Below are 23413 nucleotides of genomic sequence, written 5' to 3' on the forward strand. Positions count from 1 at the left end.
CACACACATGATACTTGAACGCGCAGGATTCGCGGGCGCAAAGCGGCCAAGAACACGGTCACACCAGATAAGTTTTCACGCGGGAAACACCGCGCACCTCGGCGGGCGTGATTAGGCAACAATATAGGCTTTTATATGGAGAAATGTTTCGTTCAGACGAACACTCCCATCATCCGACAGCGGCTCGGATAAGTCAAGACTAGTAATAGATTTCCCGTCGCGTATGATGAAGGTGTTCCGCCCCCCCGCGGAGCAACTGGGTGAACCGTCGCGTTTTTCTAGGGAGCCCACACAGTCGCGCCAGTACAGGTATCCTTCGTTGTTAAGGACGCTGGAAGAGGCGATGAGGGCGCCCACCTTGCAGAGGTGGGTTCATTATGGCAAAGCGGGGGGCGGTTTTTTTTGCCGCGTTATCCCGTTTCCCTCAAATTGATTCCCGCATGCGCATCGCCTGCGCATGCCCTATACGGTGCTGCGGACGGCGGTGTCGTGGAAGCAAAACATATCGGGATGATGGCGCGATACCGTGAACTCGAACATGATGCCGTCGCTGTCGAACGTCCGGCTCGTCATAACGGCGACGTAATCCGCCCCGGCAAGGTCGAGAAGCTCGCGGTCGCGGGCGGTCGCGCGCTCGACGGTGATGGTCCGTTTGCTTGTCGAGACCTCGACGCCGAGCTCGCCTTCAAGGTAGTCGTAGATGGAGCCAGCGGCGATCTCTGGTGTAAGGCCAGGAACAGCCTCGGCGAGAAACCAGCTCCGATCCAGAATGACAGGGCGCCCATCAAGCTCGCGTACGCGTTCGACGTAGATAACCTCTGACCCCACCTCGTGGCCGGTTCTCTCGGCAAGGTCCGCGTCTGCGGCCAGCGTCTCGAAGGCAGTCACGCGGGTGGACGCCGCGAGATGGTTGCGAGCGGCCGTCTCGCGAAAAGACTCGATGCCGCCCACCTCAAACATCGTCCGCTCCTGCGGCCGCCATATCACGCGGACCCCCTTGCCGTGCACGGGTTGCACAAAGCCCTTCTCTTTGAGCAGGCCGAGCGCGCGGCGAAGCGTGTTGTGCGAGCAGGTGTAGCGCGCGGTAAGCACACTTTCGGAGGGGAGCATGCTTTGGTAGGGGTAGGCGCCGCTCTCTATGAGCGAGAGCAGGTCGCGGTAGATCGCATCGTAGCGCGCTTTCATGGTACCCCCTCAGTCGGTGCCCGTCGGTGTCTCTAGCTTATCTAAATAAGTTGTGCATCGCGTGGAGAATGCCCGGAAAGCGCTCGTTTGCAGAAATCGCAAAGCCCCGCCGAGCGAGCTGCGTCATACTGAGGAAAACTTATTTGAATAAGCTGCAGGCGCGTGATGCCGTGCGCCGCAGCAGTAGAAGAGAAGAGGTTGAACGATGGGGGCGTACGCGGAGGATGCTGAACGGCTGCTTGCGGCCGTGGGAGGGCCCGAGAACATCGTGAGTGTCGCGCATTGCATGACGCGCATGCGCTTCGTGCTGGTTGATACTGCGCGTGTCGATACGGATGCAGCTTCTGCGCTCGCGTCTGTGAAGGGCACCGTTACCCAGTCTGGCCAGTTCCAGGTGATCATCGGCAACGACGTCGCTCAGTTTTACCGCGATTTTGAGGATGTGCGCCAAGCGGCGGCGCCCGCAGTCGTGGTGAGCGCTGTCGAAGGAGAGGGCGGCGTAGGGGAGGGTGCCCCTGCGGATGGCGCCGTCGCTGCGGGCGCTGCCGCCGGTGCGGCGGGTACGCGCCGCAACCCCTGGCAGCGGGCTATGGGCTTCATCGGCGAGGTATTCGCTCCCGTGGTGCCCGCCCTCATCTGCGGCGGCATGGTGCTCGGGCTCCACGAGGCGCTGACGCCGGTACTTGCGACGGGTTCGGTACCGGACCTTCTGCTTGCCCTCCACTACCTGCTCGGCATGGTGGGCGATGCGGTGTTTGCGTTCCTGCCCGTGGCGATCGCGTGGTCGACCTGCCGGGCGATGGGGACGACGCCCGTTTTGGGCATCGTGCTCGGTCTTGTGCTCGTCTCGCCCGGCCTTGCCGATGGTGGCCTTGCCGGCTTTGTGCCGAGCGACGGTTTTTGGGGCCTCGCCCTCGGCATGAGCTATGAGGGCACCGCGCTCGCACCCTTTCTATCGGCGCTTGTGCTCGCCTACCTTGAGCGCGGCCTTACACGCGTCGTGCCCGAAGAGGTGCGGATGGTGGTGGTCCCGCTCTGCTCGCTTATCCCGGCGGTGCTCGTTTCGCTGCTGGTGGTGGCACCTGTGGCGAGCACACTCGGCACGTATGTTGCACTGGCGGTCTCCACGTTGCTCTCGTCCTGGCATGGCGTTCTGCTTGCGGGGCTCACCTGCTGCCTGTATCCGCTTCTTGTCATGACGGGGCTCCACCACTTCACGATCATCATCGACCTCGAGCTCATGTGCCTTACCGGCGGCACGGTGCTCTGGCCGCTTCTTGCCCTCTCCAACATCGCCCAGGCTTCCGCCGCACTTGGCGCGTCGGTGTTTTGCGGGCGAGATTCACGCGCGGCAACGTATCGTGCGGCGAGCCTTTCCTGCTACCTTGGCGTTTCCGAGCCCGCTCTCTTTGGCGTGAACCAACCGCTTCGCTACCCGCTTATCTGCGGTATGGCGGGTGCGGCCATTGCGGGCGCGCTCGCAAACGCGCTTGGGGTGAGCGCGCTTTCCATCGGTGTGGGCGGTTTGCCCGGCATTCTCTCCATCATGCCCAGCGCGTGGGGCGGCTTTGCGGCCGCGGCGCTTGTAGCCGTCCTCGTGCCCGTTGTGCTCTGCGGTGCGGTCGGTGCGCGCCGCAGGCTGCCGGCCGGAGCAGATTCCAACGAGAACGGCAGATAGGGGAGCCATGGCGATTGACAAGCGCGACCTCGGCAGGACCGTGGTCTATCAGATCTACATCAAGAGCTTCTGCGACAGCAATGGCGACGGCATCGGCGATTTGCGCGGCATCACCTCAAAGCTCGATTACCTTGCGTATTTGGGCGTCGACTGCGTGTGGATTACGCCGTTTTTCCCCTCGCCCCAGCGCGACAACGGCTACGACATCTCGGACTACTGCGCCATCGACCCCGTCTTTGGCACGATGGCCGATTTTGACGAGCTCGTGGCCGAGGCGTGGAGCCGCGGCATTGGCATCATGCTCGATATGGTGCTCTGCCACACCTCGACCGAGCACGCGTGGTTTAAGCGCGCGCTTGCCGGGGACGAGCGCTACCAGCGCTACTACATCCTCCGCGACGGTCGGGGTTCCGCGGGGCCCGGCGACCCGGGCGAGCCGCCGACCAACTGGCAGAGCGCCTTTGGCGGCAGCATGTGGGAGTGGGAGCCGCGCCTTGGCAAGTGGTACCTGCACATGCACGACGTGAGCCAGCCCGATCTTGATTGGACGAACCCCGAGGTACGCGCCGAGCTGGCGCGCGTGGTGCGTTTCTGGCGCGACCGCGGCGTGGCGGGTTTTCGCTTCGACGTGGTGAACCTCATCTCCAAGCCCGATGTATTTGAGGACGATCCGGCGGGCACGGGGCGCGCGCTCATTGCCGACGGGCCGCATGTGCACGAGTACCTGCGCGAGCTCGTGCAGGCGTCGGGGATCGACAGCATGCTCACCGTGGGCGAGATGGCGGCGACCACCCTCGACAACTGCGTGCGCTACACCAACCCCGCGTACGGGGAACTCGGCATGGTCTTTAGCTTCCACCATCTCAAGGTCGACTATAAAGACGGCGACAAATGGGCGCTCATGGCGCCCGACATCGACCGCCTGCGTGAGATTCTCGCCACCTGGCAGGAGCGCATGCAGGAGGGCGGCGGCTGGAACGCCCTGTTCTGGAACAATCACGACCAGCCGCGCGCCATCACGCGTTTTGGCGGTCGCACGGGCGTGGGCGAGCGCGGCGGCAGCTGGGGGCACGTGGGCAAGGCGCTCGCCGTGTGCGCGCATCTTATGCAGGGGACGCCCTATATCTTCCAGGGCGAGGAGCTCGGCGTGCCCAACGCGGGCTACGCTTCGATCGACGACTACAACGACGTGGAGAGCGCAAACGCCTACCGCATGCTCTGCGAGCGCGGCGCGAGCCCCGCTGAGGCGCTGCGTGTGGTGGGCGAGCGTTCGCGCGACAACGGCCGCACGCCCATGCCCTGGGACGGCAGCCCTGCGGCGGGCTTTACGACGGGCACGCCATGGCTCGCGGTGCCCCAGAGCGCCGAGCGCGTGAACGTGGCCGCCGAACGGGGTGTTGCGGGATCGATGCTCGAGTTCTACCGGGAGCTGGTGCGTCTGCGCCACGAGCTCGCCGTCATCTCGGAGGGGCGGGTGCGTTTTCTTGCAAAGGACGACGCCGCGCCGCAGGTGATTGCCTTTGAGCGTTGGCTCGAGGGTGAGGCGGAGGCGCGTGCTCGCGAGGCGGGGGAGCCGACGCACCTGCTCGTTGTCTGTTCGCTCGGCGCTGAGCCGGCCTCACTCGAGCTCCCTGTGCGCTACCGCAGGGCAACGCGTGTGGTGGGCAGCTACGACGAGGCGCGTATCGAGCGCGGGGTGCTTGCGCTCAGGCCCTTTGAGGCGCAAGTCCTTGTGGAGGGCCAATTTGCCGGTTGACAGCACGTCGCGACTTGCTAGAATAGGTCTTCGCTTGGGGACGTAGCTCAGCTGGGAGAGCGCTGCCGTCGCATGGCAGAGGCCGAGGGTTCGATTCCCTTCGTCTCCACCACAAGCATCGTAACGGGCCCCGCTTCGTCGGGGCCCGTTTTGTATTCGGCACCAGTGGCGCCGCCGGGTGCGTAGCCCAACGTCGCGGCGTCTGTCGATCGGAGGTTCTATGGGTACCCCTGACTGCGTTGTGCACACGGTTCGCCGTGCGACCGCTGACGACCTGCCCGCCATCGTCGCCCTCTATGAGCGTGTCATCGCCCATATGCGCGTGAACCCGCCCGACGTGTGGTGGGATATGGACGCGCACCCAACCGTAGAGCGCCTCGAGCGCGAGACGGCGGAGGGCAACCTTTTTGTGGCGGCTGGCGAGCCGCTCCTCGGCGCCTTCATCATCGACGATAAAGAGGGGGAGGACTACGACCTCGCCCCATGGGATGTTCCCGCCGCTGCGGATGAGGTGGCCGTACTCCACCTGCTTTGCACCGACCCCTCTGCGCGCGGCCGCGGCGTGGGTCGCTCCCTCATTGCTGCGGCAGCCGCTGAGGCTCGCCGCCGTGGCGCGATAGCGCTTCGCCTCGACACGTTCGATATCGATGTTCCGGCAGCTTCCCTCTACCGCTCGTGCGGTTTTTGCGACTACGGTATCTTTGACATCGGCGTCGGCGGCGGGCTCCGTCACGCCTCGCACCTGATGGAGCTCGATCTTAGATGACAACATCGCTGCTTGACCCCGCCACCCTTACCGCCTGCGAACTTTGTCCGCGCCGCTGCCGCGCCAACCGTGCGGCCGGCGAGGTCGGCATATGCGGTGCGGGATCTGCGCTCAAGCTCGCCCGCGCGGCCCTTCACTTTTGGGAGGAGCCGCCCATCTCGGGCGAGGCGGGCTCTGGGACCGTGTTCTTTAGCGGTTGCCCCCTCAAATGCGTCTACTGCCAGAACCACGAGATTTCGACCGGTAACTTTGGCCTTGAGGTGGCACCCGAGCGGCTTGCCGAGATTATGCTCGAGCTCCAGGACCAAGGCGCGCTCAACATCAACCTGGTGACCGCTACGCATTGGGCGCACCTGCTGCCCGAGGCACTTGCCGCGGCGCGTTCGCGCGGGCTTGCGCTACCTGTTGTCTACAACACGAGCGGCTACGAGCGCGTGCGCGCGGTCCGCGAGCTCGAGGGGCTCGTGGACATCTGGCTTACCGACTTCAAGTACGCCGATGCCGAACTGGGCCGCCGACTCAGCCACGTGCCCAACTACCCAGACGTTGCCGCTGCGGCGCTGGCGGAGATGGTGCGTCAGGTGCGCGCGACGGGTGGCGTTGCCGCGTGCGCGGACGGTACCTGGACGCGCGGCATCATCGTGCGCCACCTGGTGCTGCCGGGGCATGCGGAGGACTCGTGCCGCGTGCTCGACCGCATCTGGGAGATAGCGGGTGACGTGCCCATCTCGGTCATGAACCAGTACACACCCAACGCCGCGATGCGCGCCGCGGGCGGTGAGCTCGCCCGCGCGGTGACCGACGACGAATACGAGCGCGTGCTCGACCATGCGGACGATCTTGGTTTCACGCAGATGTTCTGGCAGGAGGGCGGCGCGGTGGACGAGAGCTTCACCCCGCCTTTCGACACCACCGGCGTGCTTTGCCGCGCTGACGTATAGGCGCGTTACAAGTCAACGACGCTGCCTGAGGTCGGAGTATACTGTTGGGCAATGTATTTTGCCGCATCGCGCGGCGACGAGCATAAGGAGAGGTCCTCTATGGCAGATCAGGATGCACGCCCGCTGACCGACGAGGAGCGTGCCGAGCTGGAGGCTCTTCGCGCAGAGAAGGCGCGCCGCGAGCGTGCCGAGCTCGAGGCGCTGCGCGCCGACCAGGCGGCTGCCCCTGCGACTCCGGCACCCGCTCCGGCGGCGAGCACCGCGCCGGCGGCCCCCTCGACCACCGCAGCCGCAGCCCCCGCTGCCGCACCCGCCCCGCATCCCCGCCCCGTCGCGCCGCAAGACCCCGTTGTTCCCGACGACCCCGCCGAGCGCACCTTTGGCCAGCGCATGGTCCTCTCGTCGGACGAGGACGAGGACGGCCTGCCCAGCATGCCTCCCGCCCAAAAGATCGTCATCGGCGTGTGCCTGGTGCTCGCCGTGGTCGTTGTTGTCTACGTGGCGCTCAGCAATGCCGGCATGATCGGATAACGTTTCAGCGCATCTGCGCATCCCGCGAGGAAAGGAAGCACCCATGGCACTCACGGACACCGCTTACCCCACCGACGTCTCGCTTCTGACCGATCTGTACGAGCTCACCATGGCCCAGGGCCTGTGGGAGAGCGGCAAGCTCGCCGAGGAGGACTGCTTCACGGCGTTTTACCGCGACAACCCCTTTGGCGGCGTCTTTGCCGTTATGTGCGGCACCTCGGATCTGCCCGATCTGGTCGAGAACCTGCGCTTTACTGAGCAGGACATCGACTACCTTGCCTCGCTCGAGGCGCCCGCGGGCGGCGCCCTCTTCAAGCCGGCCTTCCTCGAATACCTGCGCACCTTCCGCGCTCATCTCGATATCGACGCGGTACCGGAGGGCGAGCTCGTCTTTCCGCGTGAGCCCATGGTCCGCGTTATGGGCCCCGCGCTCGAGTGCCAGCTCATCGAGACGGCGCTCCTCAACGCCATTAACTTCCAGACGCTCGTGGCGACCAAGACCGCGCGCGTGGTGCAGGCGGCGCAGGGGCGCCCCGTGGCGGAGTTTGGCCTGCGTCGCGCCCAGGGCCCCGACGGCGGTATGGCCGTGGCGCGCGCGAGCTACGTTGCGGGCTGTGCATCGACCTCCAACGTGCTTGCCGGCCGTCGCTACGGCATTCCGGTCTTTGGCACGCATGCCCACAGCTGGGTGATGAGCTTCGACTCCGAGCTCGAGGCCTTCCGCGCCTTCGCGCGCAGCATGCCCAACAACTGCACGCTGCTCATCGATACCTACGACGTGCGCGAGGGTGTGGAGAACGCCATCACCGTCGCGCACGAGATGGAGGCTCGCGGCGAGCGTCTTGCCGCCATCCGCATCGACTCCGGTGATCTGGCAAAGCTCTCGGCCTACGTGCGCGGCCGCTTTGACGAGGAGGGGCTCGACTACGTCAAGATCTCGGTTTCCAACGACCTGGACGAGTACACCATCCAGTCGCTTCTGAACCAGGGCGCGCCCATCGACTCCTTTGGCGTGGGCACCAAGCTCGCCACATGCTACGACCAGCCCGCGCTCGGTGGCGTCTACAAGCTCGCCGCGCGCCGCGAAGACGGCGAGCGCGACTGGACGCCCGTGGTCAAGCTCTCCGAGCAGCCCTACAAGCGCACCATCCCGGGCATCCAGCAGGTCCGCCGCTATGTGGACGAGTCCGGCAGCCCCGTGTGCGACATGATTTATGACGAGACCTATCTTGAGGGCGAGGGGGCCGACCGCGGCAACACGCTCGTTGCCGTGAACGACGCGGCGCTCGTGACGAGCGTGGCGGGTATGGATTACCGCGAGCTCCTCGTGCCGGTGGTGCGCGACGGCCGCGCCGTGGCGCCCCGCGAGTCGCTCGAGGTTGCCCGCGCCCGCTGCTCCACCGCGCTCGACGCGCTCGATCCGGTGTACAAGCGCTTCCTCTACCCGCAGTCCTACGTGGTCGGCATGGAGACCGGTCTTGCCCGCGTGCGTGACGAGCTCGTGCGCACCCGCATGGCGGAGACCGAGACGGCGCTTCCCTGGAAGGCCCGTCGCTAACGACGCACATTTGGGGACGGGGTCGTTTCGTGCACTAAGGGCTGCCCCGCCCCAACATTCCTCGCGCAAGGAGGTCACATGGCTGCTGCCCGACCCGCCGCGTCCGGCCGCCCACGCGTCATGGTGGTGAAAATCGGCTCATCCACGCTCGTCCGCGGGGCGGACGGCCCCGACCGCGCCTTTATCGCCGCGCTCGCCGACCAGGCGGCCGAGCTTGCCCGTCGCGGCTGGGCTCTCGTGGTCGTGAGCTCGGGCGCTATCGCCTGCGGTGCGCCCGTGCTGGGTTTTGACCGCCGCCCGACCGACATGCCGAGCCTTCAGGCCTGCGCGTCGGTGGGGCAGTGCGTGCTCTCCGCCGCCTACGACGAGGAGTTCCGCTCACGCGACCTGCTTACTTCGCTCGTGTTGCTCACCCGTTCGGACACGGCGAGCCGCACCTCTTACCTGCATGCGCGCGATACCCTAACGCGCCTGATCGAGCTCGGCGTCGTGCCCGTGGTGAACGAGAACGACACGGTGGTGGTGGACGAGATCCGCTTCGGCGACAACGACACGCTGGCAGCGCTCGTGGCCTGCCTTGTTTCGGCCGACCTCTGCGTCACGCTTTCCGATATCGACGGTCTTTACACCGCCAATCCCGCACATGACCCCTCCGCCCGCCTGATTCCGTGTGTAGAGCATATCGACGCCGCTATCATCGGTGCTGCTGGCGACTCCGCCTCGGCGGTTGGGACGGGCGGCATGATCACCAAGGTTCGCGCGAGCCGCATCCTTATGACCGCGGGTATCCCGAGCGTCATTGCAAGTGGCGAGGAGGAGCGTCCGCTCGTGCGCTTGGCAGACGGCGAGGCGGTGGGCACGATCTTTGTGCCGCCGGCGGACAGGCTCGACATCGCTCCGCGCAAGCTCTGGATTGCGCTTGGCGATGCCGCCCACGGGCGTCTTACCGTGGATGCCGGAGCTGCCCGCGCGCTTGTCGAGCACGGTTCGTCGCTTTTGCCGGTGGGCATCACAGCGGTCGATGGAGCGTTCGATGCGGATGCGGTGCTCGATATCTGCGATCCAGATGGGTTCGTGATTGCGCGCGGTCTTGCCGGTGCCAGCTCAGATGAGCTCGCCCTCGCCTCGGGGCGGCGCCAGGAGGAGCTCGCCGGCAACCGCCTGCTTGCCGCGCTCGCGGAGCGCCCCGCAGTTCATCGCGACAACATGATCGTATTCGCATAGCCGCTGCATCACGTGCGGCCGCATGGTCGCTGGGCGGCGCTTATCCGCGTAGCTCGTGCGTTCCGCGTGCTTACGTAACAGCCGGGCCGCGCCTGCCTGTTCTGTGCTAGCTACGCAGCGCTCGCTCGAGGTCGCCTCGCTCGAGCGCTTCGGTAAAGAGGTGTGCGAACACCGTGTCACCATGCAGGCCGTCGTGCTCGAATTCGTTGGTAACCCAGGCGTGGCTCGCGCCCACGCGCGAGAGCGTGTCGAGCTGAAGCTTGGCATCCACGTACATGTCGTCGAAGTAGACGGCCGCCTGGAGTGGCACCTCGTTTGCTGCGAGGCGCACCGGGTTGTAAACACGGTCAAACTCGGTATCCGTCATGATGAGCTCCATTGCCGGTGCGAACGGTTTAAGCTCGGGCATCTCGGCAAACATCCAGGGGAAGCAGGCCTCGCCGGTGAACAGGAGAGGCCGCGCGCCGGCGTCGAACTCCGGACGCCCTGCGCGCTCGCGCTCGGCCGCCCAGCCGATGGGCGCGCAGGTGCCGTCGGCGTAGATGAGCTCCTGGAGCGTCCAGTACAGCGGGTTCTGGCGCGTCGTGGTGCGGTCGAGCACGCCCATGAGGAAGGCGTCAGATAGCTCCGCGCCAGCCGGGTCTGTTGGAATGTTGCCATCGGCCGCCTCAAACGCGTGGTCAAAAAGCCAGTGCATCCGCTCGAAACTCGGCTTCATGCCAAAGTCGCTGCCCAGAAGCTGCAGGCGCGCCACGGTGAAGGGACTTCCGTCGGGAAGGACAACGTCGCCTGCGGACAGGCGGTCTGCCATCGCCGCCACGCGCGCCGCGTCCTCGGGATAGCGCTCGTAGTACTGCAGGGTTTTCATGGCCATCCGAGGGAAGGTGTGCGCATAGACCTCGCCCGCGCTCGCCGGCACGTGAGGAATCCCTCCCGCGACGAAGGCGGCGCTGATACCCGTGGGGTAGGCCGAGAGGTAGGCGAGCGTGAGAAAACCGCCGTAGCTCTGCCCGAGCGTCACCCACGGCTTGCCCTTAAAGGCGGTGAGGCGCAGGTACTCTAAATCACGCACGATTGAGGGTGCGAGCAGGCGCTTGAGGAAATCCGCCTGGGCGCGGGTGGGGTCCGCCCCCGCGGCGCTGGCGCGCTCGCCGAGTGCGGTGATGGTGCGCCCGGAGACGTGGCTCGAACGGCCGGTACCGCGCTGGTCGGGGAGTATGACGCGGAAGTGCTTGAGGGCCTCGGCAATCCAACCGTCGGCAGTGGGGGAGGTCGGACGCGGACCCTCGCCGCCGGGGCCTCCCTGGAGAAAGACCAAAAGCGGTAGGTCATCATGCACATGCTCCGGCGCGCAAAGGACGCGGTAGAAGAGTTTCAACGACTCCGGAGCGCCGGCGATGGGGTCGGGGAAGGCGCCGGCGCGCAGGGTGAGCCCCATGGCCAGGAGCGCTGGCTCGAGCCCTCGCCAGTCGAGGGGAACGTCGATAGCGTGGTCCTCGACATACATGCCGGGTACGTAATAGCTGGCGAGCTTAGTCATCAGGTCTCCTGTCGCTACATCTTTGAGCGGGCGCGAGCGCCCCGCGAACATTTCCATTGTGCTCATGATACCCATAGCGGCGCGGTATCGGGTACCATGCGAAGATACCGGTTCGGTACAAGCTTCCGTCTGACAGGAGCACCCATGGAAATCGCGCAGAATGACATCGCCGCCTACGTTGAGGAGCTCGCCCGTACGGCCAAGGAGGCGTCCCGTCCGCTCGGTTTCGCCTCGGATGAAGCCCGGTGCGCTGCGGTTCGCGCGATGGCGGGCGCGCTACGCGAGCGCGCCGACGAGATTCTCGCCGCAAACGCGCAAGACATGGACGTGGCTCGCGCGTCCGGCATCAATGCGGGCCTGCTCGATCGATTGCTGCTCACTTCTGAGCGCATCGAGGGCATGGCGGCGGGGCTCGAGTCTTTGGCAGCGCTGCCCGATCCGGTCGGTCGCGTGCTCGAGCACCGAACGATTGATTGCGGCCTCGACCTCACGAAGGTAAGCGTGCCGCTCGGTCTTGTCGCGATGGTTTACGAGGCGCGCCCCAACGTCACGGCCGACGCCGCCGGCATCTGCATTCGCACTGGTAACGCCTGTATTCTGCGCGGCGGCTCCATCGCGCAGCGCTCCTGCGCGGCCATCGCGCACGTGCTCGCCGACGCCGTTGAGGCGAGCGGTTTTCCGCGTGAGGCAGTTTCTATCATCGAGACGACCGATCGCGCCGCGACAGGTGTCCTTATGGGGCTGCGCGGCATCGTGGACGTGCTCATTCCGCGCGGCGGGGCGGGCCTTATCGAGCGCTGCGTGCGCGAGGCATCGGTTCCTGTCATCGAGACGGGAACGGGTAACTGCCATATCTACGTGCACGAAAGCGCTGATTTTGAGCGGGCAAAGGATATCATCGTAAACGCTAAGACCCAGCGTGTTGGCGTGTGCAACGCGGCGGAATCCCTGCTCGTGGACGAGAGGATAGCCAATCCGTTTCTCACCGAGATGCTTCCTGTCCTGCGAGCGCACGATGTGTTGGTGCACGGTGATGCTGCTACGTGCGATATCGCACGCGGTCTTGGCCTCGCGGAGGGTGCCGATTTCGTGCCCGCCACCGAGGACGATTGGGGCCGCGAATATCTTGCCCTGGAGATCTCCGTCAAGGTGGTCTCTGGTATCGGTGAGGCGATTGCGCACATCAACCGCTATGGAACGCATCATTCGGAGGCAATAGTCGCCGCCGACGAGGCGGCTTGCGAGCGTTTCCTTACCGAAGTCGATGCAAGCTCGGTCTATGCCAACGCGAGCACGCGCTTCACCGACGGTGGCGAGTTCGGCTTGGGGGCCGAGATCGGCATTTCCACGCAGAAGCTGCACGCTCGCGGGCCCTTTGCCGCCGAAGCGCTCACTACCTATAAGTACGAAATTCGTGGCACGGGCCAGGTTCGCCCGTAGCACCGCAATGCGCTGTCGCGCCGCAACCTCAGCCGGGATATAGCGCAGCTTCCCTCGAACGGGGGGTTAATCTGACATAGTCACGGGAAATAGCGTGCCTTAGAATCACATCAGTGAGGCTGCGTAGCGCTTACCTGTAATTCTTTGTCGATAAGCGAAGTGCTGAGGCGCATTTTTAAGTTATTTGCCGTGACTATGTCTAAGTAACCTCCTCTCGTTCGTTACCAACCGGGATCATTCTTCAGGGCTTTGCCGTGGATGCCGGGGATGGAGAACAGGTCCCTATGCAGACGTTCACGTGCATCGAGGAACGAAGCCGTCCGCGGGCAGTGCTTGAGCCCGAGCGGTTCGGCATAGCTTTCCAAAATGATATTGAGCTTATCCAGGTCTTCAATCTGCTCATAGTTTATTTCTCGGACGACGTAGCCCATCGCCTCGAGCGAGACGCGTCGTCGAGAGGTCCGTGCAAATCCGGTGGGGTCTGCATGATGGCCCATGCTGTTTACCTCAAGAATCGCCAGCCTGTTATGCCATTCTTGGTCTGCTACGAGATGGTCGCTGTCCTGAATGTTTCGCGCGTTTTCGTTCAGGAGGACCGTTCTGTTCAGATGGGGAATCTCCCACTGCTCGCCGCCTCTATAGGCGGGCAGAAACTCCAATAGGCACATGGTTGTCTCAAGGGGAGAGCCGGAACCGTCCAGCACAAACGGAGCCAAGCTTCGCGCCCTGACGATACCGTTGACCTCTTTGATTTCTCTGTACGCGTCCTTCAGCTGCTCATGGGTAGCAAGGGGAGGTCGCTTCCAGAGCGTTCCCTTGCGAGGGTTCTTGCCCTCACAGTAGCTCCAGCGCTGCGAGCCGGTTTCGTCAAAGGTCAGGGGGATTCCAAATTCGTCGGAGTAGGCAGTAATGGGGCTACCACTCAGTTGCTCTTGGGGTAGGGATGACAGGACGAGCTGCGCCCGCTTGGTGGGATAGAAGAGCGCATATATTCCGCACGCCTCATACATCAGGTGGAGAAGCGCCGCATCGGTCCGCCCTCTGGCGGCCTGCGCAATCGCGAGCTCGGGGGATGCCACGAATAGGTCGTTTCCCAAGTCCACGCAAAACGGCCTGATTGCCGGGGCATTGCCTCGACGAATGGAAACGATGGGGCTGTCGCCGACGCGCTGCATTTCATCGGTGATGATACGTATGGGAAGCGGTATACCCTTTAAGTCGGATAAAACCCGCCCTCTGATTTTGCGAATCGCCGCCCCGTCATTGGGGCGCTCTCGTGCCAGCCGCTGTGCAACCTTGGTGTCGGGCCGATAGGCGTCTGGGAGGTTCGCGAGAGAGATTTCTACGTCGCGAACGCAGGGCGGTGTTCGCCAGTATGCAAGAGCCGATTCCCCAATGATGATGACCATGTAATCCCCCGATCGCTAGACGGAGCTGTCAGTGCTCCATAGAGATAAGAATCCCATGGACGTCTTACAGATATCCTCATGCCTCCAACAGATACCTGACAATCGGTGAAACGTTATCTGCTCACTATCTGACAGGGTTGCAGAACGTAAGAAACAAGCAGGTAGAAGGCCTGATATTTCAATCTCTAGATACGTCTATTGACCCGAAGGGGGAAAGAGGGCGCCTCTTTGACACCGCAATTGATTTCGAAATATCGGAAAACAACACAAAACGCCGCCCCATCAGATTGCACTGATAGGGCGGCGATGGGTTGGACGAAGCTTTGGGCGTGCGGCGCGGGCGCGTGTCTAGGCGTCCTCTTTGCCGAAAGTGTCGCGGTCAGGCGCGAAGCTCTGCATCGCCTCGATGGTGCGGGCAAAGAGCTCGTCGAGCTCCCAGCCGAGCATCTCCGCGCCATGGCGAATCGTGTCGCGGTTCACGCCCGCGGCAAAGCGCTTGTCCTTGAACTTCTTCTTCAGCGATTTGACGTTGAAGTCCATGACGCTCTTGGAGGGGCGCATCACCACGGCAGCGCCGATGAGGCCGGTAAGCTCCTCGCAGGCGAAGAGAATCTTCTCCATTTCAAGCTCGGGGTGGGGGAGGTCCGGGTTGAAGTCCGAGCAGTGGCTCTGCACGGCCCGCACGAGTTCAGGCGTACCGCCCGCCTCCTCTATGAGCGGCGCCGCAAAGAGCGTATGGCGCTCGGGCTCGTCGGCATGCTCCTCCCAGTCGAGGTCGTGCAGGAGGCCGACGATGCCCCAGAACTCGACGTTGTCCGGGTCGAGCTCACGGGCGAAGTAGCGCATGACGCCCTCCACCGTCTCGCCGTGCTCGAGGTGGAACGGATCGTGGTTGTGCGCGGCGAGCAGCTCATACGCCTGCTCGCGGGTCATACCGGCAGAAAGGGTTTCCGACATCGTTTCTCCTCCCTACATGACCTCGGGGGCGGAGACGCCCACGAGCGAAAGCACGAGCGCGAGCACGATGCGCACCGCATCGCAGACAGCAAGGCGGGCGCGCGAGAGCTCCTCGTCGACCGGGCGCCCCTCGCTCGGGAGCACCTGGCAGTCGTGGTAGAACGCGTGGTAGGCGCCGGCGAGCTCCTCGGCAAAGTGGGTGAGGCGGAACGGCGCGCGGTCGCGGGCGCAGCTCGCGATGAGCTCCTCGAGCTCAGAGATCTTGCGGGCGAGCGCGAGCTCGGTTGGGTCCGAGAGCACCGAGAGGTTCACATCCTCGCCAACAGCGCGGCGCGCGACCTCGTCCATACCGATCTCCGCCGCCTCCTCGGGGCTCACGCCGGCGGCGCGGCGCAGAATCGAGCAGATGCGTGCGTGTGCGTACTGCACGTAATAGACCGGGTTGGCGTTGCTTTTCTCTTTGACGGCGTCGATATCGAAGTCGATCATCTGGTTGGATGAGCGGGAGATGAGCGTGTAGCGCGCGGCGTCGGCGCCGACCTCATCCAGCAGCTCGCGGAAGGTGACCATCGTGCCGCGGCGCTTGGACATGCGCACCGGCTTGCCTGAGCGCAACAGGTTCACGAGCTGGCCGAGCAGCACCTCAAAGCGCCCGGGGTAGCCAAGGGCGTCGCACACGCAGCGCACGCGCTCGATGTAGCCGTGGTGGTCGGCGCCCCAGATGTCGATGACGTGCTCGACGCGCTGGAACTTGTTCCAGTGGTACGCGACGTCGGAGGCAAAGTAGGTGTACTCGCCGTTGGCCTTTACAAGCACGCGGTCCTTGTCGTCGCCAAGGTCGGTCGAGCGGAACCAGAGCGCATCGTCCTTCTCGTAGAGGTAGCCCATCTCGCGGAGCTTGGCGAAGGCGCGGTCGACGGCGGTCTGGCCGTTGTCATCCTTCTCGTAGAGCGTGCGCTCGGAGAACCAGACGTCAAACGTGCAGTTAGCGTCCTCACAGGTGGTGCGGATGTCGTCGAGCATGCGGCGGTAGCCGTTCTCGCGGAAGGCGGCGATGCGCTCGTCGTCCGCGACCGCTGCCCAGCGGTCCCCATCCGCCTCCACAATGTGTGCGGCCTCGTCGATGATGTAGCCGCCACCGTAAGCGTTGCCGCCGAGGGCATCCATAAACGCGTTCTGGAAGGGATGGGACTCGGGGTGCGCGCCCTCCTCGTCGTCCACGAAGGCGACGCGGTCCGCCTCAAGGGCGTCGTGGGCGGCGCCAAGCGTGAGCCCGCGCTCGTTCATGAGCGTGAGAAGCTGCAGGTAGCGCACGGAGAGGGAGCTGCCAAAGACGTCCATCTGGCTGCCGTGGTCGTTGATGTAGTACTCGCGCTCAACGTCATAGCCTGCGTGCTCCATGACGCGGCAGAGCGAGTCGCCGATGGCGACCCAGCGGCCGTGGCCGACGTGCATGGGTCCAACCGGATTTGCGGAGACAAACTCAACCTGGACCTTTTGCCCCTCGCCAACGTTGGAGCGGGCAAAGCCTGCGCCCTGCTCGCGCACCTCGGCAAAGACGGCGTTCTTTGCCGCAACGGAGAGATAGAAGTTGATGAAGCCGGGGCCCGCGACCTCGACCTTCTCAACGGCGCCGCCGAGGTCGATATTGTTCGCGATTGCGTTGGCAATGTCGCGCGGCGCGCGGTGGGCGAGCTTTGCGGAGCGAAGCGCCACCGTGGAGGTCCACTCGCCGTGGCTGGTGTCCTGGGGGCGCTCGATGCCGCAGTCGGCAACGTCGAATGCGGGCAGCTCGCCCTTCTTTTGCGCGGCGGCGAGCGCTGCGCGCACCAGCTCCTCGATCTTGTCGGGCATGGATCCTCCTCATATGTCGCACCGCAGGCGGAATCGCGCAAGTCCGGGGCGCAGAATCCGCAGCTTACGGCCCATAACCGTACACGGAAGAACACTCTAGCACATATCGCGTGCCCTCACGCAGGTTACAGAGGCAAAATCGCCCGTCAGACGGGCCGTCGCGCCGCTGCGGCGAGGGGGCACGGCGCCGCGAGCGTCCACCATGCGGTCTTGTGCGGACAATGCTGAAACGTTTGCGCAGGTAAATTGTGCTGAGTTTGTGTAGTGAATCAACAAAAGTGCACGTAAACATGCTATTCTTATCTAACTGAGCTTATGAGACGGAGGAAGCATGTTTCGAATCGGAGAGCACGTTATCCATCCCGGGCAGGGCGTCTGCACGGTGACGGGGTATGACGAGGGCGGGGCGGCACCGATGCTCGTCCTCGAATCAAAGCAGGGGCATGCGCGGACCCGCATGCTCTATCCTGTTGCGCAATCCGACCGGCTGCATGCAACCGTTTCTCGTGAGGAGGCCGAGCGCCTGATCGCAGGGTATCTCGATATGGAGTGCGACTCCTTTACGGAGCGCAACAGCTCGCTGGAGGAAACCCACTTCAAACAGCTTCTCAAGCGCGGCATGCCTGACACCATGCGGGTGGCCAAGACCATGCGGCACCGCATCCGGGAGGCGGAGCGCCTGTCTAAGAAGCCGAGCAGCTACTATGCGCGCGTCCTCAAGGAGGCGCATCGCCGCTCGGTGGAGGAGCTCGCCGTGGCGCTCGAATGCAGCGAGGACGATATCGAGGCGCGCTTTGAGCAGATGATGCAGGTGCAGCCGAGCGACAATTAATGAGCGGCAACTAATCGCTCACCCATTGATTTGCCCATACTGACCCTATGCGGGCAGGGGGTTGTGCTACAATCACGTGCGTGTTTTAGTTACCCCCTTGTACAGTCGAATCTTTGCCGCTCGTTTTTCTCACCCAGTGCGTGTAGCCAAACCTTCAAGCGATATCAGATGGCATGACGCAGAGGCCTTGGCAATCGAGGCGACGGGGTACGAACACGCCAATCGGTCTGTATCGGCGCGATGCTTTGCCGCGCCGTGGTAGGTTCGTCGGTCACATCAGCACCGACCGAGAGAAAGTAGAGCAGCTAACGTGGCAGATGAAAATGCATCCGCAGAGATGAATGCCGAGGCCCCCGCGCAGGCGGCGCCCGTGCCCGCAGCTGAGAGCGCTTCTGCTCCCGAGGCGGCGGAGAAGCCCCGTCGCCGCCGTACGCGCAAGGCGCCCGCGGCGGAGGCCGCGCCCGCAGCAGAAGGTGCCGAGGACGCCCCCAAGCCCCGCCGCCGTACGCGCAAGACGGCTCCCGCTGAGGATGCCGCGGTTTCCCCTGAGGTCGCTCAGGCGCGCGCCCTGGCCCAGGTGTCTCAGGCATCGGTTGCGCGCCGCCAGCGCCGCGCTGCCGAGCAGGCCGCCGAGATGATTGGTGCCGGCGACGCAACCGCCTCGCAGCCGGCCGATGCCCCTGCGGCTCACGGCGCCGCAGAGAGCGCTGTCCCGCTTGTGGACCCGGCGCTCCGCCCGCATCGTCGTGGCCGCAAGCCCAAGGCCTATATCGAGGCGGAGAAGGCCGCCGCGGCAGCACTTGCCGCGCAGGCTGCCCAGTCGAGCTCCGAGGCCGTCGAGGCTGCCGCCCCTGCGGGCGATGCCGAGGGCGCCTCTGACGTTCGTCCCGGCCGCAGCCGCCGCACCAAGGCAAAGGCCGAGCGTACCCGCGCCGCAAAGGACGCCCCGGCGCCTAAGGCCACCAAGGACGCTAAGGACGCGCCGGCGGACGCCGCCGACGCCCCCGCGCCCGAGGCCGAAGCCAAGGATGCCAAGCGCGAGGGCGACGACACCCCGTCGCGCACCCGTGGTGCTCGCCGCACGCACGCCGCCCAGGACGCGGCTCAGGGCGCGCAGGCACCCGCCCGCAACGACCGCCGCGATAAGCGCCAGCAGCGCAAGCAGCGCAACAACCGCTACAACGTTCCCACCGAGCCCACGCTCTCGCGCGATGACCTCGCAGCGATGAAGGTCGCCGAGCTCCGCGACAAGGCCCGCGAGCTCGATATCGACATCACCGGCAAGAAGAAGCCCGAGCTCGTGGAGGAGGTTTACACCGCCGCCGCCCGCGCCGAGGGCTTCCGCGACGTGGAGGGCGTGCTCGAGATCGCCAACGAGGGCTTTGGCCACCTGCGCGTCCACGGCTACATGGCGAGCCGTGACGACGCCTTTGTGCCGGCGAACCTCATTCGCGCGGCGCGTCTGCGCGCGGGCGATTACATCACCGGCTCGGTTCGCCCCTCGCGCGCGAACGACAAGTACCCGGCTCTCGCCAAAATCGTCACGGTGAACGGCCGCGACCCCGAGGAGATCCTGAAGCGCCCCAAGTTCAGCGACCTCACGCCCATCTACCCCAACGAGCCCCTCAAGATGGAGCACGGCAAGGACTCCATCACCGGCCGCGCCATCGATATCGTGGCACCCGTCGGTAAGGGCCAGCGCGGCCTTATCGTCTCGCCGCCCAAGGCAGGCAAGACTACCATCTTGAAAAAAATCTGCCAGGCCATCTCGATCAACAACCCCGAGGTGCACGTTATCTGCCTGCTCGTGGACGAGCGTCCCGAGGAGGTCACCGACATGCAGCGCTCCATCAAGGGCGAGGTCGTTGCTTCGACCTTCGACATGCCGGCGGACAATCACACACGCGTGGCGGAGCTCGTGATCGAGCGCGCTAAGCGCATCGTCGAGCTCGGCGGCGACGTGGTGGTCGTGCTCGACTCCATCACCCGTCTGGCGCGCGCCTACAATCTCGCGGCGCCCGCTTCGGGCCGCATCCTGTCGGGCGGCGTCGACTCCGCGGCGCTCTACCCGCCCAAGCGCTTCTTGGGTGCTGCGCGCAACATCGAGAACGGTGGCTCGCTCACCATTCTCGCGTCCGCCCTCATCGACACCGGCTCCAAGATGGACGAGGTCATCTTCGAGGAGTTCAAGGGCACGGGCAACATGGAACTCAAGCTCGACCGCGACCTTGCCGACCGCCGCATCTTCCCGGCGATCGATCCGGTTGCCTCGGGCACGCGCAACGAGGACCTCTTGATCGACGAGCAGATGCGCCCCTTCGTGTGGGGCATCCGCCGCGTGCTTGCGTCCATGAGCAACACCGAGCGCGCCGCGTCTGCCTTCATCAAGGGCCTGCGCGGTACGAACTCCAACAGCGAGTTCCTCATCCGCTCCGCCAAGCGCGCTCAGGAGCACGGCGACCTGCTGCCCTAACCTTCCGGCTCCAAACAGCGGAAGCCCCCTCTCTGAGTTCAGCACCTTCGGTGCCGCGTTGCGAATCGCTCAGATAGGGGGCCTTCCTCTGTCCGGGATGGCCGTGTTAGGTGATGGTTCCTATCTTGCGCTGCAGGGCGATGAGCGCGCGGTAGGGCAAAACGTGGGCTGCCGCGTAGTAGGCGCGCATCTCGGGCGCGGGTATGCAGAGGTCTCGTCCGCGTGATGCCGCCTTGAGCGCTTTGCGTGCGACACGCTCGACCTTCTCAAAGCCCAGGGCGCGGGTGATGCGCGCAGCGGTCTCGATATCGCCCGGCGCGTCGAAGAAGCCGGTGCGCATCGGCTTGGGGCAGACAGCGCAGACGGTGATGCCCGTCCCCTCGAGCTCGACGGCGAGCGCACGCGAGAAATCGAGAACGAAGCGCTTCGCCGCCGCGTAGACGGCCAGATCGGGCTGGGGCATGAAGGCGGCTACGCTCGAGATGTTGATGATGCTTGAACCAGGCACCAGATAGGGGAGCGCGCGGTAGGTGAGCTCCACGGGTGCGCGCACGAGGATGGCCGCCATGTCGGACGCTGAGGTGCTGCTCTGCTCGCCGAAGCGCCCAAAGCTGCCGCTTCCTGCGCAGTTGATGAGAAGCGTTACCTCGGCGCCTTCGGTCTTGGCGAGTGCCTCCTCTATCACATCGAAGGAGTCGAGGACACCGAGGTCGAAGCAAAACGCCCTCACCGGCGTCTTGGCGATGCGCACAAGCGCCTCAAGGCGCTCGGCCCGACGTCCGATGCCCCAGATTTCATCCACCTGCCCCGCAACCCCTGAGTCTATGAGGCGGACGAACTCCCTGCCGAGACCTGACGAGGCACCGGTGACAATAGCGATACGCGGCATGGGGACCCCTTTCGGCATGCGTTGCGGCGTGCAACGCAACAGTGGCCTATTGCTCATGTTGTTCCCCAAAGAACGACCGCGCATGCAGCAATTGGCGGGCGGAAGAGCTCGAGCAGGCATGTTCGCGTTACCCGGTCTTTGAACGGTCGTTGAATCGGTGCCGTTCGCGGCAAAAAGACGGCGCTGAGCTTGCATTTTGTACAGAGCTCTCGCATAATGGGACCATCGCGACGGAAAACGCAGATGAAATGTACCCTCATCCGTTGCCCGGGTCTTCCCGCAGCCTTCATCATCCGTTTCTAGAGCGATGCCGTATACGGTTCGTCCCGCATGCCCTTATGGCGGGTCGGATGGGTTGAAGGAGTATCCAGATGGCTTCTCAATGCACTCGCGCGCGTGCCATCGCCGCCGGTCTGACCTGCGGCGCAGGTGTCGTGGTGCCCGCCGCTGCGTTCATCGCCACCATTCCGTTTGAAGAGGCCCATGCGGTCGTGTCCACATGCGCGCTGCCGTTCGCCGCCGGTGCCCTTGCCGGTGCCGGTGTCAACGCGCTCGTCGGCTACATGGCGATGCGCGGCTCCGAGCGTACCGCCGCTGCCGAGGCCGAGTCGCACGACTACGCCGCCACCTCTACAAGCCTGTTCGGTGAGGCAGATGAGGCCGATGTCGAGCGCTTCTTCGGCGGCCGCCGCGCTCCCAAGGGCGTTCCCGTGATCGCGCGTGCCCAAGGTGCGCCCAGCGAGGCGGAGGCGTGGGCGGAGATCGATTCGATGCTCGACGAGTCGTCGCCCATCAGCTGTGACCCGCGCTACTCCAAGGATATCTACGAGATCGCGTTCGAGGAGCTCAAGCGCGAGAGCGAGCGTGCAGAGAGTGCTGCTGCTGCACCCGCGAGCGAGCCAGTGGCGGATTCCAGCGCTGTGTTCATGGCGCTCGCCGGCGTGGCGAGCGAGCCCGAGCCCGCGCAGACCTCCAAGATCGCCGCGGACGACGCCTACGATACCGATTCCGCGCGCCTTGCCGCCATCGCTTCCCTCGACAGCATCGATGGCGAGGAGCTTGCCTCCAAGCGCATCTCGCGCGATCCCATCGAGGTCATGCACCATGAGGAGACCGAGACCGTGCCCACGGTCGAGATGGCCGATTACTCGGGTCATGAGGACATGTGGGCGTCCGCCCTCGCCATCCTCGCGGAAGAGACTACACCCGAGGCAGAATCTACGGACAGCGTCTACATGGGCAAGCACATGCGTCCCGCTGCGGCACTCACGCAGCCCACAGCGGTTCCGCCGAGCCCCGAGCGCGCGGCCGCGGTAAACGAGGGGGCTCTTGCCACAGAGCGTCATATGCATGTCAACGAGCTCATCGAGGATGAGTTCGACCACGTGCCCTCCAAGAGCGTCCGTCGTACGAGCCGTGAGTACCTGAGCGTCATTCAGGGCGGTACTGCAGCGCTGCCTCGTCTGCGTGCGGAGGCTTAAAGAGCGTGGGTGGAATTTCAAAGCCCTGGCTCGTCGCCGCGCTCGTCTTCTCACTCTTTATCTGGGGTAACTCGCTGGTCCCCGGGGAGGGGAGCGGCGGTCTCAGCCTGTTTGTGGTCGATACGATTCGCTCGGTTCTCGACGCGGTGGGCGCGCCGTCTGCATGGGTAACGAACTTCCTCGTGCGCAAGACCGCTCATTTCACCGAATACCTCGTGTTGGGGGTCCTCGCCGCGCGCGCGTTTTGCGTGACGAGGATTGCATGGCGGATTGATTTGCTTTACCTTGCAGTCTTTCTGGTCATGGTGCCGTCGATCGATGAGACGATTCAGCTTTTTGTTCCGGGGCGGTCCGGGTTGCTGACCGATGTTGCCATTGATTGCTGCGGTGCGCTGACGGGTGTTCTCCTGACGTGCGCGGTAAGCTGGATCGTCGATCACGTTCGCGCGGAAGCGTAGTCCTAGTACGTAAGAAATCGTTCCCTACCTGCGCATTTCACAAGAATCCTAAAGAGGGGATTTTTCTTCAAATTGGGGCTTGCGCGCGCCTGCGAGGACTGTCATAATAGCTAAGCGCACTGCGCACGGAGACATGGTGGGTGTAGCCCAGTTGGCTAGAGCGACGGGTTGTGGTCCCGTAGGTCCAGGGTTCGAGTCCCTGTACCCACCCCATCAGTTTCCAGACATATTGGACCGTTAGCTCAGCTGGCTAGAGCAGGGGACTCTTAATCCCAAGGTCCAGGGTTCGAATCCCTGACGGTCCACCACGATTTACCTGCGGAAACCATCAATTTGGTTTCCGTTTTTCTTTGTCTCGGCAACGGACGCAAACGCAGCGAGGATCGCTTGCGCTGTGAGGGTTTGCTCTTTCTGTCTCAAAGTGACCTGGCGGGCGCGATT

The 23413-nt window shown here is 64.4% G+C and carries 18 protein-coding genes and 3 tRNA genes; 15 read left to right on the forward strand and 6 right to left on the reverse strand.

The window, feature by feature from the left end; translation table 11 throughout:
- Positions 1-462: 462 nt before the first annotated feature.
- Positions 463-1185: a trehalose operon repressor gene (treR, locus tag B5F89_RS02735; protein WP_087430281.1), complete on the reverse strand. Its 723-nt coding sequence runs from the start codon at positions 1183-1185 to the stop codon at positions 463-465.
- Between the two features lie 205 nt (positions 1186-1390).
- Here treR and B5F89_RS02740 point away from each other — a divergent pair, with 205 nt between their 5' ends.
- From B5F89_RS02740 to proB, 8 genes are all read left to right on the forward strand, one after another.
- Entirely contained in the window at positions 1391-2863 is a 1473-nt protein-coding gene (locus B5F89_RS02740) for a PTS transporter subunit EIIC (RefSeq protein ID WP_087430282.1), read from the forward strand.
- A 7-nt stretch (positions 2864-2870) separates the two neighbouring features.
- Positions 2871-4619, forward strand: coding sequence for an alpha,alpha-phosphotrehalase (locus tag B5F89_RS02745; protein WP_087430283.1), 1749 nt, complete (start codon positions 2871-2873; stop codon positions 4617-4619).
- 36 nt (positions 4620-4655) lie between these two features.
- Positions 4656-4731, forward strand: a tRNA-Ala gene (locus B5F89_RS02750).
- A 108-nt stretch (positions 4732-4839) separates the two neighbouring features.
- Positions 4840-5385 (forward strand): GNAT family N-acetyltransferase, encoded by a 546-nt coding sequence (locus B5F89_RS02755; protein ID WP_087430284.1) that lies wholly within the window; start codon positions 4840-4842, stop codon positions 5383-5385.
- Positions 5382-6326, forward strand: a complete 945-nt coding sequence (locus B5F89_RS02760; protein WP_087430285.1) for a radical SAM protein — start codon at positions 5382-5384, stop codon at positions 6324-6326. Before B5F89_RS02755 ends, B5F89_RS02760 begins: the two co-directional genes overlap by 4 nt.
- Positions 6327-6425: 99 nt before the next feature.
- Positions 6426-6857: a hypothetical protein gene (locus B5F89_RS02765; protein ID WP_087430286.1), complete on the forward strand. Its 432-nt coding sequence runs from the start codon at positions 6426-6428 to the stop codon at positions 6855-6857.
- 43 nt (positions 6858-6900) lie between these two features.
- Positions 6901-8415, forward strand: a complete 1515-nt coding sequence (locus B5F89_RS02770; RefSeq protein WP_087430287.1) for a nicotinate phosphoribosyltransferase — start codon at positions 6901-6903, stop codon at positions 8413-8415.
- A 78-nt stretch (positions 8416-8493) separates the two neighbouring features.
- A complete protein-coding gene (gene proB / locus B5F89_RS02775; RefSeq protein ID WP_087430288.1) occupies positions 8494-9639 on the forward strand; it encodes a glutamate 5-kinase in 1146 nt (381 codons plus the stop codon).
- A 106-nt stretch (positions 9640-9745) separates the two neighbouring features.
- Here the strand turns inward: proB and B5F89_RS02780 are convergent, their stop codons facing one another.
- Positions 9746-11179, reverse strand: a complete 1434-nt coding sequence (locus B5F89_RS02780) for an alpha/beta fold hydrolase (RefSeq protein WP_087430289.1) — start codon at positions 11177-11179, stop codon at positions 9746-9748.
- Between the two features lie 144 nt (positions 11180-11323).
- Here B5F89_RS02780 and B5F89_RS02785 point away from each other — a divergent pair, with 144 nt between their 5' ends.
- Positions 11324-12619: a glutamate-5-semialdehyde dehydrogenase gene (locus tag B5F89_RS02785; protein WP_087430290.1), complete on the forward strand. Its 1296-nt coding sequence runs from the start codon at positions 11324-11326 to the stop codon at positions 12617-12619.
- Positions 12620-12840: 221 nt separating this feature from the next.
- Here the strand turns inward: B5F89_RS02785 and B5F89_RS02790 are convergent, their stop codons facing one another.
- The 3 genes from B5F89_RS02790 to B5F89_RS02800 form a co-directional block, all read right to left on the reverse strand.
- Positions 12841-14028, reverse strand: a complete 1188-nt coding sequence (locus tag B5F89_RS02790; RefSeq protein WP_087430291.1) for a hypothetical protein — start codon at positions 14026-14028, stop codon at positions 12841-12843.
- 348 nt (positions 14029-14376) lie between these two features.
- Positions 14377-14985 carry an HD family phosphohydrolase gene (locus B5F89_RS02795; RefSeq protein ID WP_087430292.1) on the reverse strand — a complete coding sequence of 203 codons (609 nt, stop codon included), beginning with the start codon at positions 14983-14985 and terminating at the stop codon, positions 14377-14379.
- A 12-nt stretch (positions 14986-14997) separates the two neighbouring features.
- Positions 14998-16839, reverse strand: coding sequence for an arginine--tRNA ligase (locus B5F89_RS02800; RefSeq protein WP_087430293.1), 1842 nt, complete (start codon positions 16837-16839; stop codon positions 14998-15000).
- A gap of 331 nt (positions 16840-17170) precedes the next feature.
- Here B5F89_RS02800 and B5F89_RS02805 point away from each other — a divergent pair, with 331 nt between their 5' ends.
- Positions 17171-17671, forward strand: a complete 501-nt coding sequence (locus tag B5F89_RS02805; protein WP_087430294.1) for a CarD family transcriptional regulator — start codon at positions 17171-17173, stop codon at positions 17669-17671.
- Between the two features lie 310 nt (positions 17672-17981).
- Positions 17982-20144, forward strand: a complete 2163-nt coding sequence (rho, locus tag B5F89_RS02810; protein WP_239286644.1) for a transcription termination factor Rho — start codon at positions 17982-17984, stop codon at positions 20142-20144.
- A gap of 106 nt (positions 20145-20250) precedes the next feature.
- Here the strand turns inward: rho and B5F89_RS02815 are convergent, their stop codons facing one another.
- Positions 20251-21033 carry an SDR family NAD(P)-dependent oxidoreductase gene (locus tag B5F89_RS02815; protein WP_087430295.1) on the reverse strand — a complete coding sequence of 261 codons (783 nt, stop codon included), beginning with the start codon at positions 21031-21033 and terminating at the stop codon, positions 20251-20253.
- A 371-nt stretch (positions 21034-21404) separates the two neighbouring features.
- Between B5F89_RS02815 and B5F89_RS02820 the strand changes: the two genes are divergently transcribed.
- From B5F89_RS02820 to B5F89_RS02835, 4 genes are all read left to right on the forward strand, one after another.
- Positions 21405-22514, forward strand: coding sequence for a hypothetical protein (locus tag B5F89_RS02820; RefSeq protein ID WP_087430296.1), 1110 nt, complete (start codon positions 21405-21407; stop codon positions 22512-22514).
- A gap of 5 nt (positions 22515-22519) precedes the next feature.
- Positions 22520-22972, forward strand: coding sequence for a VanZ family protein (locus B5F89_RS02825; RefSeq protein WP_087430297.1), 453 nt, complete (start codon positions 22520-22522; stop codon positions 22970-22972).
- Between the two features lie 136 nt (positions 22973-23108).
- Positions 23109-23185, forward strand: a tRNA-His gene (locus B5F89_RS02830).
- A gap of 18 nt (positions 23186-23203) precedes the next feature.
- Positions 23204-23280 (forward strand) — tRNA-Lys (locus tag B5F89_RS02835).
- Positions 23281-23413 lie beyond the last annotated feature (133 nt).

Origin of the sequence: Collinsella sp. An307, assembly GCF_002161805.1 — a bacterium.
Taxonomy (GTDB): Bacteria; Actinomycetota; Coriobacteriia; order Coriobacteriales; family Coriobacteriaceae; genus Coprousia.

Bases quoted from the DNA above. Each gene is read 5' to 3' on its own strand.
- B5F89_RS02790 (WP_087430291.1), bottom strand. From the start codon at position 14,028: ATGGTCATCATCATTGGGGAATCGGCTCTTGCATACTGGCGAACACCG.
- B5F89_RS02755 (WP_087430284.1), top strand. From the start codon at position 4,840: ATGGGTACCCCTGACTGCGTTGTGCACACGGTTCGCCGTGCGACCGCT.
- B5F89_RS02765 (WP_087430286.1), top strand. From the start codon at position 6,426: ATGGCAGATCAGGATGCACGCCCGCTGACCGACGAGGAGCGTGCCGAG.
- B5F89_RS02740 (WP_087430282.1), top strand. From the start codon at position 1,391: ATGGGGGCGTACGCGGAGGATGCTGAACGGCTGCTTGCGGCCGTGGGA.
- B5F89_RS02820 (WP_087430296.1), top strand. From the start codon at position 21,405: ATGGCTTCTCAATGCACTCGCGCGCGTGCCATCGCCGCCGGTCTGACC.
- proB (WP_087430288.1), top strand. From the start codon at position 8,494: ATGGCTGCTGCCCGACCCGCCGCGTCCGGCCGCCCACGCGTCATGGTG.
- B5F89_RS02745 (WP_087430283.1), top strand. From the start codon at position 2,871: ATGGCGATTGACAAGCGCGACCTCGGCAGGACCGTGGTCTATCAGATC.
- B5F89_RS02805 (WP_087430294.1), top strand. From the start codon at position 17,171: ATGTTTCGAATCGGAGAGCACGTTATCCATCCCGGGCAGGGCGTCTGC.
- B5F89_RS02770 (WP_087430287.1), top strand. From the start codon at position 6,901: ATGGCACTCACGGACACCGCTTACCCCACCGACGTCTCGCTTCTGACC.
- B5F89_RS02800 (WP_087430293.1), bottom strand. From the start codon at position 16,839: ATGCCCGACAAGATCGAGGAGCTGGTGCGCGCAGCGCTCGCCGCCGCG.
- B5F89_RS02815 (WP_087430295.1), bottom strand. From the start codon at position 21,033: ATGCCGCGTATCGCTATTGTCACCGGTGCCTCGTCAGGTCTCGGCAGG.
- B5F89_RS02780 (WP_087430289.1), bottom strand. From the start codon at position 11,179: ATGACTAAGCTCGCCAGCTATTACGTACCCGGCATGTATGTCGAGGAC.
- B5F89_RS02795 (WP_087430292.1), bottom strand. From the start codon at position 14,985: ATGTCGGAAACCCTTTCTGCCGGTATGACCCGCGAGCAGGCGTATGAG.
- treR (WP_087430281.1), bottom strand. From the start codon at position 1,185: ATGAAAGCGCGCTACGATGCGATCTACCGCGACCTGCTCTCGCTCATA.
- B5F89_RS02760 (WP_087430285.1), top strand. From the start codon at position 5,382: ATGACAACATCGCTGCTTGACCCCGCCACCCTTACCGCCTGCGAACTT.
- B5F89_RS02785 (WP_087430290.1), top strand. From the start codon at position 11,324: ATGGAAATCGCGCAGAATGACATCGCCGCCTACGTTGAGGAGCTCGCC.